Origin of the sequence: Streptomyces sp. NPDC006208 (assembly GCF_040613775.1) — a bacterium.
Classification (GTDB): domain Bacteria; phylum Actinomycetota; class Actinomycetes; order Streptomycetales; family Streptomycetaceae; genus Streptomyces.
Map to the genome: position 1 here is coordinate 72,587 of NZ_JBEXSW010000040.1, position 13,401 is coordinate 85,987.

Below are 13,401 nucleotides of genomic sequence, written 5' to 3' on the forward strand. Positions count from 1 at the left end.
CGACCCCTGCGCGTCCCCGCCGGGCCGTACGACCCGGCACGGGCCCGCCCGGATCGTGCCACGGCCCAGCGCCCCCGGCAGGGGCCCCAGGTGCCGCAGCCCGGGTACCCCTACGCGCTCGGAGCGAAGAGGTCCTTCTGGGCCGTCTCGCGGGCGATCAGCAGCGCGCCGCTGAGAACCGCCGAGCCGCCCAGCGCCCCCGCCCGCACCTCCGTACGCAGCGGCGAGAGTGCGGCCAGGCGTGCCTCCACCCGCGTCGCCAGTTCCGTGCCGCCCGCGTGCCCCACCTCTCCGCCGAGAACGACGCAGCCCGGATCGAGCACCGCGGCGACCGCCGCCGCCCCGAGGGCCAGCCGGTCGGCGAGTGCCGTCAGGAAGTCCTCACGGCCGTCGGCGACGGCGGACGCGACGACGTCCGCCGCCACGGGCTCCCGCGCCCCCGTCGGCACACCGACCCCGTACTGCGCGGCCAGCGCGCAGATCGCCGCCGATCCGGCCAGCGAGTGGAATCCCCCGTCGCAGTCGACGGCCGACGGCACCCCCGCTGTGCCCGGCACGGGAAGGAACCCGATCTCGCCCGCACCGCCCGAAGCCCCCCGGCGCAGCTGCCCGTCCAGGACCAGCCCGGCGCCCACCCCGGCACCCAGCCACAGGAACGCGAAGGTGTCCCGGTCACGCGCGGCGCCCAGGCGCTGCTCGGCGACGGCCGCCAGGTTGGTCTCGTTCTCGACGACGACCCGCGCCGGCAGCCGGTCCTGCAGCACGGCGACCAGGCTGCGGTGCCAGGCGGGCAGCCCGGAGGTGTGGCGCAGTTCGCCGCTGGCCGGGTCGATCAGGCCGGGGGCGCCGACACCGACACTGTGCAGCCGCTCCGCGCCTGCTTCCCGCACCGCGCGTTCGAGCAGCGCCGCGGCGCGCTCCACGGCGGGCTCGGTGCCGGTGTCGCTGCCGATGGGCATGGTGGCTTCGGCAAGCGTCGTGCCGAGCAGATCGGCGACGACGACGGTCACGCTCCGGGTCCGTACGTCGAGCGCCGCCAGATGCGCGCGGTCGGCGACGATCCCGTACAGCCGGGCGTTGGGGCCGCGCCGCTCCGAGCCCGACTCCCCGACGACCCGGACGAGCCCGGAGACCTGGAGCCGTTCCACCAGGTCGGCGACGGTGGGCCGGGACAGGCCGGTCATGGTCTTGAGCTGGCCTGCCGTCAACGGGCCCTCCTGCTGGAGGAGTTCGAGGGCGAGCCGGTCGTTGATGACCCGGGCGGTACTCGGGGATGCGGGCATGGCCGAATCCTTCCAGACGAGCGCCCACGCTATCTATCAGGCAGGGTTCCTGATAGTTTAACCCCGGATTCTCCGGGGAGGGACATACGCATGGCTCACGAACCGATCGTCGGCCTTCGGCAGTTGAAGCGCGCCCGCGTCGCAGTGGCCGCGGTCTTCTGTGTGCACGGGGCCGTCACCGGAAGCTTCGCCACCCGCATTCCCTGGATCCAGGATCATGCGGGAGCAAGCGCCGGGCAGCTCGGCCTCGCCCTCGCCTTCCCCGCACTCGGCGCCTCCGTGGCGATGCCGCTGGCCGGGGCGATCAGTCACCGGTACGGCGCGCGCACGGCGCTGCGGGGGCTGCTGGCCCTGTGGACCCTGTCCCTCATCCTGCCGTCCTTCGCCCCGAACCTGCTCACGCTGTGCACCGCACTCTTCGTCTTCGGCGCGACCGCGGGCATGTCGGACGTGGCGATGAACGCGCTGGGCGTGGAGATCGAGAACCGTCTCGACCGCTCGATCATGTCTTCACTGCACGGCATGTGGAGCGCGGGCGCCCTCATCGGTTCGGCGGGCGGGACACTCGCCGCCCATCTGGGCAGCGATGCCCGGCTGCACCACGTACTCGCCGCGCTCACCCTGACCGTGCTCGGGCTGATCGCCTGCCAGGGCGTCCGGGACCTGCGGAGCACACCCGACCAGGAGGCGCCGCCGCGCTTCACGCTGCCGCCCAGGTCTGCGCTGGTCATCGGGGCCGTCGGGTTCTGCGCCGTGTTCGCGGAGGGCGCGAGTCTGGACTGGTCGGCGGTCTATCTGCGCGACATCCTCGGCACCTCCCCGGGCATCGCGGCCGCGTCGACCACGGCCTTCGCACTGACCATGGCGGTGGCCCGGCTCGCGGGCGACCGGATCGTGGACCGTTTCGGCCCGGTGCGCACGGTGCGGGTGGGCGGTGTGATGGCGACGGCGGGCGGATTGCTGGTGGTCGCGGCCCGGCATCCGGCGGTCGCGATGCTGGGCTTCGCCCTCATCGGGCTGGGTGTCGCCGTCGTCGTCCCGCTCGCCTTCGCGGCCGCCGGGCGCAGCGGCCCCCACCCGAGCCAGGCGATCGCCGGTGTCGCCACCATCACCTACACCTCCGGCCTGATCGCCCCCTCGGCGATCGGGGCGGTGGCCGACGCGACCAGCCTGGTGGTCTCGTTCGCCCTGGTGACGGCGCTCGCCTGCGGCCTCGTGGCCGGCGCGGGGGTGCTGCGTACGGCGGGTCGGGAGAGCGCGACGGTCAGTCCTGCGGACGCAGCAGTCCCTGACCCGCGTCCCTGAATGCCTCGCTCCACGGGGCGGGGCGCAGGGTGCCCGGATCCAGCCGGACCAGGACCCGTGCGCCTTGCGCATAGGTGACGGCGCCGTCCGCCGAGCAGAAACGGAAGCCGTACGTCAGCCCGGTGCGGCCGAGCCGGTCCAGCCACAGGTGCACCGCGTACTCCCCCGTCCGGTTCACGGGGAGCTCATAGCCGATCCGCAGCTCCCGTACCGCGTTGCAGGCGTCACCCGCCGCGGCCCAGTCGCCCTCGAAGCTGAATCCGCGCTCCTGCCAGTGCGTCACCCAGGCCCGCTCGACCATCAGCGGGTAGCGGGCGTTGTGCAGCAGGCCGAGTGCGTCGAGGTCGTCGAAGTGGACGACCACGGGAACGAGGACGCCGTACTCGACGGCGGGGACGGACATGGCGCGGGTGGTCACGGTCGGGGCTCCTGAGGGCGCTGGCCAAGTTGCCGGCGTAAAGCAGTCGGCCGGAACTATCCTAAGCAGTCGCTCAGGTCCCCCTTCGGGCGGGCTCGTCCGGTCGGCGATCGGGCTGTCCGCTCCGCCCGCCGCCGGTCCCGGCCACCGCGGGCGTCACCATCGGCGTCGGCGGCGTCAGCCTCCGGCACCTCGCCGTACGACAGCGGCGTCGAGGGCAACCGGTCGGGCCACGAGCGGCGGCAGTGGTCAGCCCGTCGCCAACTCGTAGGCGTACTCGGGCGTGAAGGACCCGGCGCCGCCCTTGCAGCCGTCCGACTCCCCCGGCAGCTTGACCCACAGATAGGCGTCGATGTCCGCCTCGCCGGTGTCGGTGGTCGGCGCGCGGCCGATCGCCCGCCCGTCCGGGTCGCACCACTGACCGGCCGGCGGCGCACCGTTGCCGTTGCGGCTGGTGTCGATGACGGCTCCGAGGCCCGGCCGGCCCCCGAGCGCCGCCAGCACCCGACGCGCGTAGGCCACCTCCTCGGCGGTGCCGTGGAAGTTGGAGACATTGGTGAAGATGCCGTCGCCACTGGTGCCCGCATCGGCCGAGCGCAGCGCAGCGGCCTGCTCGGCCACCGGATGCCAGCCGGAGTGCCCCGCGTCGAAGTAGACCTTGGCACGCGGGTTGGCCGCCTTCAGCGTCCGCGCGGCGCGTCCGAGGGCGGCGAAGCGTGCCGACCGCTGACCGGCGGACAGACAGTCGGCCTGGGCGATCGAGTCGGGTTCGAGGATCACGAGGACCGGCTTGTCGCCGAGGCCGGCCGCGAACTCGCCGATCCAGCGATCGTACGCGCCGAGGTCCGGGGCGCCTCCCTCGGAGGCTCCCCCGCAGTCCCGGTCCGGTATCGCATAGGCCACCAGGACGGCCGTGCGGTTCGCCGCCGCGGCTGCCGACGTCACCGACCGCACCTTGCCCGTGACGGCACCGGGGTCGTACTCGGTGAACCAGACGGCACTGGGCTGTGCCGCGATCCGCGCCTCTATCACGCTCCGTCTCGGGTCGCTGCGGTGCGCGCGGACCCAGTCGAGCACCTGTGACCCGGGGTGCCGGTACAGGGAGGCAGCGGTGGTGCGGGGGCGTACGGGTCTGGGGGCGGCGGACCGGGACGGCTCGGGCGCCCGGCTCGGCGAGGCGCTGGGCTTGGGCGGGGTGGGCGTCGGGGACGGCAGGACGGGCAGCGGGGCGGGGGCCGTGGCCTTGGTGACCGAGGGGGCCGCCCGCTTGGTCCCGTCGTCCCGCGACGTCTGCGACAGCACACCGGCCGCCGCCGCGGCCGCGACCACGGCCGATGCGGCCGTCACCATCGCCCGACGGCGCGCGGCGCGCCGTCCGGCAGTGCGCTCGGCGCGGCGTTGAGTACGGACGCCTGACACGATCTCCCCCTCCAGGTGACCCCGGCAGCCCCGTCGTTCCCCCGTTCTGGGGAAGCCCCGGCCGGGCACCACGGCCACGAGCCTATGGCTGGGACCCTTCGTTCATGGCGCAGATGGAGCATTTCGCTGTCCGGCCGGGCTTCGGCCCGGCCGCGGTCGGCTCGGTGGTGGAGCGTATGTCCGCGTACGGCTCCGCCTGGCCGGCCGGCGACGGGCTCGCGGTGTTCAACCGGGTCTATCTGACCGTCACCGAAGAGATCGGACGGCGTATCGACCGCGGCGGCTTCCCCGATCCGCGGGCCGCCGCCACCCTGAGCGTGCTCTTCGCCGAGCGCTATCTCACGGCCGTGGAAGCGGCCGGCGACGGTGTGCGTCCGCCCGCCTGCTGGCGGCCGCTGTTCCAGTACCGCCGCCATCCCGGCGTCCGGCCCCTGCAGTTCGCGCTTGCGGGGATCAACGCCCATGTCGGCCATGACCTGGCACTCGCCGTGGTGGACACCTGCCGTGCCCTCGGCTGCGAACCGGCGGAGGTGGAGGACGAGTTCGACCGGGTCGGCGACATCCTCGAACTGCTCGAGGAACGTGTCCGCGAGGATCTGATGCCCGGCCCCGACCTGCTGCAGATCGCCGACCCGCTGACCCACCTGGCCGGATCATGGAGTCTGGAGCGGGCGCGTGACGGTGCCTGGACGGCGGCGCGGCTGCTGTGGCGGCTGCGCGATCTGCCGGAGCTGGCCGAGGAGTTCACCCAGCGGCTGGACGCCGGCGTCGGCCTGGTCGGCCGCTGCCTGCTCACACCCTGGCGCTGACCCCGGCTTCCGCCGGCCACAGGGTCGTTGACAGGTTGAGCGCCGCCCGGGGCGGCCGGATCGCGGCCGTCCCCCGGGCGGCAGGTCGGTCCGCCGGCGGGTGGGGTGCCTCCCGCGGCCGCCGGGCCGCAGGAGGAGTGTCGGCGGAAGTCCCTGGGCGGCACCCGCCCTCGGGCGCCGCCGGCGGTCAGTCCTCGGGCAGCTCGACCGGCGCGATCTCGTCGTAGAGGTCGCCGGGGCCCGGGTTGGTGGGGTCGGTGGCTCCGCCGAACTGGTGCATCACGCCCCACACGGCGTTCAGCGCGGTCTGCACGGCTCCCTCGGCCCAGCCGGCCGTCCACGAGATGTCGTCGCCGGCCAGGAAGATGCCGCGCTTGTCCTCGGGGAGACGGTCCTGCATGAAGTGCGTGAACAGGCGGCGCTGGTAGCGGTAGTGACCGGGCAGGTTCGCCTTGAACGCGCCCATGAAGTACGGCTCGTTCTCCCACGACACGGTGACCGGGTTGCCGATGATGTGGCTGCGGATGTCGATGTTCGGGTAGATCTCGCCGAGCGACTTCAGCATGACCTCCATCCGCTCGTTCGCGGACAGCGGCAGCCACTTGAGGCTGTCGTCGCACCAGGTGTACGAGAGGCAGATGACGGCGGGCTTGTCCGGCCCGTTGTCGAGCAGGTACGTGCCGCGGGTCATCCGGTCGGTGAGGGTCATCGACATCGTGTCGCGGCCCGTGATCTCGTCCTTGTCGAGCCAGAACGGACGGTCGACCGGGACGAACAGCTTGGAGGACTCCATGTAGTGGGTGCGCTCCATCGCCGTCCAGTGGTCGATGGGGAAGAGGGAGTCGTCACACGCGATCTTGGACAGCAGCATCCAGGACTGCGCGGTGAAGATCGCCGCCTGGTACGTGCGGATGTCGCCGGAGGCGTCGGTGACGGTGATCCGGTTGCCCGCGGTGCGGTGGAGGCGGGTCACGGCCGGCTTCGGGTCGCCGTCGTGCAGCGAGCTCAGCGACGTACCGAGGGGCCAGTGGACGATCTTGGCCGGCTCGCGGTCCCACAGGCGCAGCGGCAGCTGCTGGCTGCCCTCGACGATGCCGCGGTGGTGGTCGTCGGCCTCGGAGTAGACGACCCGCAGGATCTCCAGGATGGAGTTGGGGAAGTCGGTGTCCCAGCCTCCGGTGCCGAAGCCGACCTGGCCGAAGATCTCGCGGTGCCGGAAGGACTTGAAGGCCTCGGAGTCGCAGAGGAAGCCGTAGAACGTCTGGTTGTCCAGCTTCTCGACCAGCTTGGCCCAGATCTCCCGGATGCGCGGGACGTCGCGCTCACGCATGGCGCGGTTCATGTCGGAGAAGTCCGCGCCCTCCTCCAGACAGGCGTTCCAGGCGTCCATCACATCGCGGTAGACCTGCGGCAGGTCGTCGATGGTCTCGGCGTAGTGCGACTCGCCCTTGAGGTCCACGACCGTCGACGGGGTGCACGGGGCGAGCGGGTTGGGGAACGGCTGCGTGGTGAGGCCCACCAGGTCGATGTAGTGCTGCAGCGCCGTCGAGGAGGGCGGGAAGCGCATGGCGCCCATCTCGGCGGAGAGCTCGGGGTCGCAGCCGTCGAAGCCGACGGTGCGCAGCCGGCCGCCGATCTTGTCCGCCTCGTAGACGACCGGCTTGAGGCCCATCTTCATCAGCTCGTACGCGGCGACGATGCCGGAGAGGCCGCCGCCGATGACCGCGACCTCGGTGCCGTGCTCGGTCGCCGGTATCTGGCCGATGCCCGCGGGGTGGGCCAGATAGTCGTCGTAGGCGTACGGGAAGTCCGGGCCGAACATGGTGATGGGCGGCTGCGCGTCGCTGTGCTGGACGGCGGTGGTGGGCACCGTGGACGTCATGGGGTACGGACTCCTTGCACGGAAGGGTGAAGCAGCGGGGCGGGGGGTCGGGAAGGCGTCAGGCGAGGGAGCCGTAGAGGCCGGGGCGCCGGTCGCGCAGATAGGGGTTGGTCTCCCGCGAGGCGCTGAGCAGCACGGGGTCGACCTCGCCGAACACCAGCTCCTCGCCGTGGCCGGCGCGGGTACGGACGGTTCCGTCGGGGCTTGCGAGGCAGCTGAGTCCGACGAACTCGAACTCGCCCTCGGGGCCTGTCCTGTTGACGTACGCGATGTACATCTGGCTCTCGAAGGCCCGGACGGGGACGACCGAGGTGGCCACGAACTGGAAGGGGTGCATCTGCGCGGTGGGCACCAGCAGCAGATCCGTACCGGCCAGGGCGTGCGCCCTGACGTTCTCCGGGAACTCCACGTCGTAGCAGATCAGCAGGCCGATCCGGATGCCGTCGAGTTCCGCCTGCACCACAGACTGGTCGCCGGGCGTGAACCACTCCTGTTCGAAGCAGCCGAAGAGATGGGTCTTGCGGTAGTTCGCGAGCCGGTCGCCGTTCGCCGAGATCAGCTGGGAGGAGTTGTGGATCAGCTCGCCGTTGCGCTCGGGGTAGCCGTAGAGGACCGCGAGGCCGTGGCGCACGGCGATCTCCGCGACGCTCGCGGCAGAGGCGCCGTCGGCGGGCTCGGCCAGTCGGGGTACGTCGTCCCCGATCGCGTACCCGGTCAGGAACATCTCGGGGCACACCAGCAGCCCGGCACCGGCGGCGGCCGCGCGGCCCGCGGCCTCGTCCAGCACCTTCAGGTTCTCGGCGACCGAGCCCGGCCGGCCGGAACTCTGGAGCAGGGCGGTGCGCAGGGGCATGGGATGACCTCGGGCGATAGGGCAGGTGAAGGGGAGACGTCTAAAAAGGTACGTTCCGCCCTTCCGCCCGGACAAGACGCGAGCGTTGCGCGCTGGTGCACGATCTGTTGCGCAATCGGGGGCACTGGCGGTGATTCGTTGCGCATCCGGGTGCCGACGGGCGGCCATGTGACGGCGGTCACCTCCAGGGCGTCTGCACCGGCGGCCCGGTCCGCGGACGCGGCGCAACGGACCGGCTCGGCCGCCGCGCGGGCCGCTCACCGCAGCGTCTACGTCGGCGCGCCCGACGTGAAGCGCCGCAGCAAGGGGGAGAGCACGAGCACCGACTTGGTGCGCTCGACGAACGGCTCGCCCGCGATCCGCTCCAGCACCCGCTCGAAATGGCGCATGTCGGCGGCGAAGACCTGGACGATCGCGTCCGCCTCACCGGTGACGGTGGAGGCGGACGCGACCTCGGGATACCGCTCAAGACCGCGCTGGATGGTCTCGGGCGAGGTGTTGCTGCGTGCGTAGATCTCGATGAAGCCCTCGGTCTCCCAGCCGAGCGCTGCCGGGTCGACCCGGACCGTGAAGCCGGTGATGGCCCCCTCGGCCCGCAGCCTGTCCACGCGTCGCTTCACGGCGGGCGCGGACAGGCCGACCAGTGAGCCGATGTCGGCATAGGAACGACGGGCATCCTCGGCGAGGGCGTGGACGATGCGTTCGTCGAGATCGTTCAGTCGCACAGGAGGCGGATCACTTCTCTGCTGTGGCCGGTCGGGAACGGCGCAGGCCGTACAGGAAGTAGAACACGAGCCCGGCAGCCGTCCAGCCACCGAAGACCATCCAGGTGGCGCCCGGAAGACTCCCCATTCATGAACGCGCAGAACAGGAAGCCCAGGACCGGCCCGTCGGGCCCGGGCCTACGCGTCAGCTGCTCACGCCCGTGATCCAGCGACGTTCCGCGCTGACGGGCAGCACGGGGAAACACTTGCTCCCGGGTGAATTCCCGGGTCCGGCGGGGCGTCACAGCCTGCGCAGGGCGTGGACGATGTCGCGCAGCAGGTCGGGGTCCTCCAGACCGGTGCGGACGGCAGGTGCGGACACGGTGATCAGGCCGGCCTCGGCGAGGTCGGCCAGCAGTACGCGGACGACCGTGAGCGGCAGGTCCGCGTCGGCGGCGATCTCCGCGACGGGGCGCGGTGCCCGTCGTACGAGCTCCAGCAGCGAGCTGCGGGCGTGGTCGAGCCGTGACTCGGTGCCGTCGGCCGCCGTCGCCGAGATCCTCGACATCAGATCGAAGGAGTGCTCGGCGGCGGGCCGGGTCCGGCCCCGGGTGACGGTGTACGGCCGCACCATGGGGCCGGTCTCGTCCTCGTACCAGGTGTCGCTCACGGCCGCCCGTCCGGAAGTCTGCGTCGTCGGCTAGAGGTCTGCGTCGTCGGCCTGGCCGCCCGATCGCGCGGGTACGGCCATGTGCCGACCCACCTTCGTGACCAGCAGGGACATCTCGTGGGCGAGCTGGCCGACGTCGGTTGCGAAGTCGGACAGCACGGCGAGCCTGCTGCCGTCGCCGGCCGGTGTGACGAAGAGATAGGCGTCGTCGAGCATGACCATGGTCTGCCGCACGTCGCCCGCGCCGAACCGGGAACCCGCCTCGTTCGCAAGGCTGTGGAACCCGGCGCAGACGGCGGCCAGGTGGTCGATGTCCCTGCGAGGCATACCGCGGGAGGCGCAGATCGCGAGGCCGTCCGCGGTGAGCAGCACGGCCTGGCGGACGTTCTCGGTCTTGGCCAGCAGCTCGTCCAGCAGCCAGCCGAGGTCCGGCTGGCTGTACGCCGGTGCGTCGGCGGATCTGTGCTCGGGTGCCTCAGACATCGTCGTGCGTCCCTTCATCGGTGGTGCGAGGGCGTGGCGTGCTGCTCGCCGGCGCCGGTCCTGCGGGTTCGCCCCTGCGGCCGCGGTCCAGCCCACGCTGGAACGACCCGAAGATGGAACGCATCTCGTCCGCGGACACCTCCCGTGCGGGCGCGGACTCCGCCGCGGCGGGCGCGTCCCGCAGGGGCGCGGCGAGGGAGGCCTGCCGCACCCGTGTGGGCAACGCATGCGGCACCACCTCGCCGGCCGCCTCGACCGGGCCGGGCTCGGCAGGACCGTCACCCCGGCCTCGCCGGGGCAACGGGGCTCCCTGGTCCGGCCGGCCACGCTCGGGCAGCTCGCCGGACTCAGCCCGACGCTGCGGCAGTACGTCGCCGTGGCCGCCGAACGCCTCCGCCGTGTCCCCCGGACGGCGCTCGGCCGGACCGTCGGACTCGTCCCGACCGCGCTGCGGCAGGGGACCGCCGTGTTCCTCCTGGTCACGCCCGGGCTGCCCGGCTGCGCCACGACCACTCTGCGACGAGCCCTCGCCGCGGTCCGCGCCCCGACTGCGCTGTCGCTGCGGAAGCACACCGGCCGGCCCCTCGGCGGGGGCGGACAGGACCTCGCCGGCGTGCTCGTCGAACGAGGCACCCGCCTGCGTGCGCCGGCCCGCGTCACCCTGCGGCACCCCGGCACCCGGCCTGTCCGGGCCGCGCTCCCGGTCACGCCGGGGCAACACGTCCGTCTCACCGTGGCCGCGGTGAGGAAGCGGGCTCGCACCGTCGGAGCCTGCCTCGGGGGTGGGCCGCGCCCGCTCCTCCCCCGTCGTGCTCTCCGGCCGGTGGGCCCGGGCCCCCGCCGGGGCGTCCGTCGGTGCGACCGGGGCGAGGAGCGCGCCGGGGAGCAGCACCACCGCCGTCGTGCCGCCGTACGGGGACCTCGTGAGGGTCACGCCGATGCCGTGCCGCTCCGCCAGCCGGCCCACGATGTACAGGCCAAGACGCTCGTCCTGCGCCGGGTCGAAGTCGCCGGGCCTGGCGAGCGTCCCGTGGGCTTCCTCCAGCTCGGTGTCGTCCATGCCGAGGCCGCGGTCGTCGATCTCCAGGACGAAGCCGTTGCGGACCTCGCTCGTCCGCATGGTCACCTGGGTGTGCGGCGGGGAGAACGCCGCGGCGTTCTCGACGAGCTCGGCGATCAGGTGCACCACGTCCGCCACCGCCTGCGCGCTCACGCCCACCGACGGCATGGGCGGCACGACGACCCGGGTGTAGTCCTCGATCTCGCCCACCGCGGCACCGACGACGTCCACGACCGGCACCGGCTTGCGCCACCGGCGTCCCGGCGTGGCGCCGGCGAGGATGATCAGGCCCTCCGCGTGGCGGCGCATACGGGTCGTCAGGTGGTCGATGCGGAACAGGTCCTCCAGCGTGTCCGGATCGCTGGTACGCCGCTCCAGGGTGTCGACGAGCTTGGACTGGCGGTGCACCAGCGCCTGGTTGCGCCGGGCGATGTTGAGCAGTACGGCGAACACCCCACGGCGCAGCGTCGCCTGCTTGACGGCCGCCTCGACAGCCGCGAGGCGTGCCGTGTTGAGGGCCTGGCCGACCTGGCCGATCTCGTCCAGGTCCTTGGCCTCGGCGCCGAAGTCGAGCGGCGGGGCCGCGGCCGCCGGGTCGATCCGCTCGCCTGCGGCGAGGCGTTCCATCACCTCGGGCAGCTGACGGCTGGCCAGCACGTCGGCGGCGTCGCGCAGTTCCTCCAGGCGCCGCGAGATCCGCCGGCCGCTCGTCATCGAGAACCAGATGGAGAGCCCGACGGCGATCAGCCCCACCCCGCCGACGACCGCGGCCTTGACCATCTCGTCGTAGGCGTAGGCCCGTCCGCGGTCCGCGGCGTTGAGCGCCGACTCGGTGCACAGGAGCATGTAGCGCTTGACCGCCCGGTCGGTGGTCGTACGCCAGGAGTCGGTGGCCATGGCCGCGCCCGCACCGGACGCTCCGGCCCGCAGCAGCGCGTCCTCGCCCGCCACGAGCGCCCGGTACTCGCCGGTGCGCTCGAAGTCCGTGAACAGTCTGCGGGAGTCGGCGGCCAGATCGGGGACATAGGTGCGGTGGAAGACCCGCCGGTCCTCGATGGTGGCGGTGAGGGTGTCGTACTGCCGGTCCGTGAGGCCTCCGGTGGCGCGGGCCCCCGCGACGAAGGCGTCCTCACGGGAGACGAACTCGCGGACCCGCACCAGTTCCACGACGACCTGCGCTTCACGCGCGAGCTGGCCGGCCTGCAGCGCGGTGAGCGTGGACTGCACGTCGAAGGCCGGCTCGACGATCCCGGTGTAGCCCTCGATCGACCCGTCCCAGGTGATGTCTCTGGCCAGCACCCGCTCCCGCAGCCCGTCGAGGCGGTCGACCGCCGCTCCCATCGCGTCGACGGACTCCCGCTGACGGCCGGAGAGCTCGGATCGCCGCTCACCGTCGCCGATCGCGTCGCGCATCTCGGCGACGGTCCGGTCGGTGTTCCGCTGCTGCCGCATCAGCGCGGCGAGGGCGGCCTCGCTGCGGTTGCGTGCCGTGCCGAGATACTCCGCGGAGAGCCGGCGTTCGATCTGGATCTGGCCCACGGCGGTGTCGATGGGCGTACCGAAGCTCTCGTACACCCCCTGCAGCCTGACCAGGGCGCGGAGGTCGCCGGTGACGGAGACCATGGCGAAGCTCCACAGCATCAGGAGCGCGACGACCGGTATGACGGTGAGTGTCACGATCCGGCCACGGATCGTGGGGCGGCGGAGTCGCCGTCGCATGGTCTCCCCTGAGCATGTCGAGCACGATGACGTAGTTGACCAACCGCGGTTAGTTACCCCTTGGTAGCGGCGTCAAGTTACGGGATTCTGGCACGTCGGCGCAATGGTTTCCTCCGGTAACGAAGTCGATGGGTTCCGAGCACCGATATCCGGGGGCCTGCGGGGTAGGCGAGTCCTCGATGAACGCAGAACCGCACGTCGTGATCGAGGAATCACGGCGTCACGACACAGGTGACGGATCAGGCAGCGCAGGCGCCCGGTCGGCCACCACGGCGTTCCTGCTCCAGCACTGTCCCTGGGCGGATCTGGACGCGGTGCTCCTGGTCGTCTCCGAGCTGGTCGCCAACGCGGTACGGCACACCACGGGCTGGTGGCGGCTGCATCTGACGGCGGGCGCGGACACCCTGGTCGTCGCGATGGAGGACTCCAGCCGGCAGCCGCCCGTCGCGCGCCGGCCGGACCTCGGAGGCGGCGGTGGCGGCTTCGGCTGGCACATGGTGCAGCACCTGGCGGGGCGGGTGGAGGTCCGCCCCCTGCCGCACGGGAAGCAGGTGCAGGCGACCTGGATACGCAGCGCGGCAGGCGCCCCTTCCGGCTGCTGATCCACTCGGCTTCCCCCGGCGCTCGGTCAGGGGGCACTCGGTCAGGCCGGCGGAACAGACAGACGCACCGCGCAGCCGCACCGACAGACGGTACGGACGCAGAGGCGGGGGGCGGGGGGGACCCGACCGCCCCCCCACCCAGGGGGGATGGGGGAATAAGAGGCGGGGCGGGGAAGCCCCCCAACACAAAAGAG

The 13,401-nt window shown here is 72.5% G+C and carries 12 protein-coding genes and 1 pseudogene; 3 read left to right on the forward strand and 10 right to left on the reverse strand.

Annotated features, from left to right (window positions below):
- Positions 1–110 precede the first annotated feature (110 nt).
- The gene (locus tag ABZ208_RS28655; RefSeq protein WP_356912337.1) at positions 111–1,283 is read right to left on the reverse strand and encodes an ROK family transcriptional regulator; all 1,173 of its coding nucleotides are present in this window, start codon (positions 1,281–1,283) and stop codon (positions 111–113) included.
- 90 nt (positions 1,284–1,373) lie between these two features.
- On the opposite strand from ABZ208_RS28655, the gene ABZ208_RS28660 reads away from it, so the two are divergent.
- Positions 1,374–2,588: an MFS transporter gene (locus ABZ208_RS28660; protein WP_356912338.1), complete on the forward strand. Its 1,215-nt coding sequence runs from the start codon at positions 1,374–1,376 to the stop codon at positions 2,586–2,588.
- On the opposite strand, the gene ABZ208_RS28665 is transcribed toward ABZ208_RS28660, so the two are convergent.
- Complete coding sequence (locus tag ABZ208_RS28665; RefSeq protein WP_356912339.1) at positions 2,548–3,006, reverse strand: thioesterase family protein; 459 nt, start codon at positions 3,004–3,006, stop codon at positions 2,548–2,550. The genes ABZ208_RS28660 and ABZ208_RS28665 overlap by 41 nt on opposite strands.
- A gap of 249 nt (positions 3,007–3,255) precedes the next feature.
- Complete coding sequence (locus tag ABZ208_RS28670; RefSeq protein ID WP_356912350.1) at positions 3,256–4,356, reverse strand: glycoside hydrolase family 6 protein; 1,101 nt, start codon at positions 4,354–4,356, stop codon at positions 3,256–3,258.
- A gap of 173 nt (positions 4,357–4,529) precedes the next feature.
- Here ABZ208_RS28670 and ABZ208_RS28675 point away from each other — a divergent pair, with 173 nt between their 5' ends.
- Positions 4,530–5,234 (forward strand): DUF5995 family protein, encoded by a 705-nt coding sequence (locus ABZ208_RS28675; RefSeq protein ID WP_356912340.1) that lies wholly within the window; start codon positions 4,530–4,532, stop codon positions 5,232–5,234.
- A gap of 187 nt (positions 5,235–5,421) precedes the next feature.
- On the opposite strand, the gene ABZ208_RS28680 is transcribed toward ABZ208_RS28675, so the two are convergent.
- From ABZ208_RS28680 to ABZ208_RS28710, 7 genes and pseudogenes are all read right to left on the reverse strand, one after another.
- Positions 5,422–7,116 carry an NAD(P)/FAD-dependent oxidoreductase gene (locus tag ABZ208_RS28680; RefSeq protein ID WP_356912341.1) on the reverse strand — a complete coding sequence of 565 codons (1,695 nt, stop codon included), beginning with the start codon at positions 7,114–7,116 and terminating at the stop codon, positions 5,422–5,424.
- A 58-nt stretch (positions 7,117–7,174) separates the two neighbouring features.
- Positions 7,175–7,969 (reverse strand): carbon-nitrogen hydrolase family protein, encoded by a 795-nt coding sequence (locus ABZ208_RS28685; protein ID WP_356912342.1) that lies wholly within the window; start codon positions 7,967–7,969, stop codon positions 7,175–7,177.
- Positions 7,970–8,238: 269 nt separating this feature from the next.
- Positions 8,239–8,694 carry an Lrp/AsnC family transcriptional regulator gene (locus ABZ208_RS28690; RefSeq protein WP_328402916.1) on the reverse strand — a complete coding sequence of 152 codons (456 nt, stop codon included), beginning with the start codon at positions 8,692–8,694 and terminating at the stop codon, positions 8,239–8,241.
- 10 nt (positions 8,695–8,704) lie between these two features.
- Positions 8,705–8,855: pseudogene (locus tag ABZ208_RS28695) on the reverse strand (amino acid permease C-terminal domain-containing protein); the annotation flags it as partial.
- A 119-nt stretch (positions 8,856–8,974) separates the two neighbouring features.
- Positions 8,975–9,343 (reverse strand): DUF742 domain-containing protein, encoded by a 369-nt coding sequence (locus tag ABZ208_RS28700; RefSeq protein WP_356912343.1) that lies wholly within the window; start codon positions 9,341–9,343, stop codon positions 8,975–8,977.
- A gap of 30 nt (positions 9,344–9,373) precedes the next feature.
- A complete protein-coding gene (locus ABZ208_RS28705; RefSeq protein WP_356912344.1) occupies positions 9,374–9,826 on the reverse strand; it encodes a roadblock/LC7 domain-containing protein in 453 nt (150 codons plus the stop codon).
- A complete protein-coding gene (locus ABZ208_RS28710; protein WP_356912345.1) occupies positions 9,819–12,605 on the reverse strand; it encodes a nitrate- and nitrite sensing domain-containing protein in 2,787 nt (928 codons plus the stop codon). The genes ABZ208_RS28705 and ABZ208_RS28710 overlap by 8 nt, the downstream gene beginning before the upstream one ends.
- Before the next feature lie 179 nt (positions 12,606–12,784).
- Between ABZ208_RS28710 and ABZ208_RS28715 the strand changes: the two genes are divergently transcribed.
- Positions 12,785–13,207 carry an ATP-binding protein gene (locus ABZ208_RS28715; protein WP_356912346.1) on the forward strand — a complete coding sequence of 141 codons (423 nt, stop codon included), beginning with the start codon at positions 12,785–12,787 and terminating at the stop codon, positions 13,205–13,207.
- The last annotated feature ends 194 nt before the right edge of the window (positions 13,208–13,401 follow it).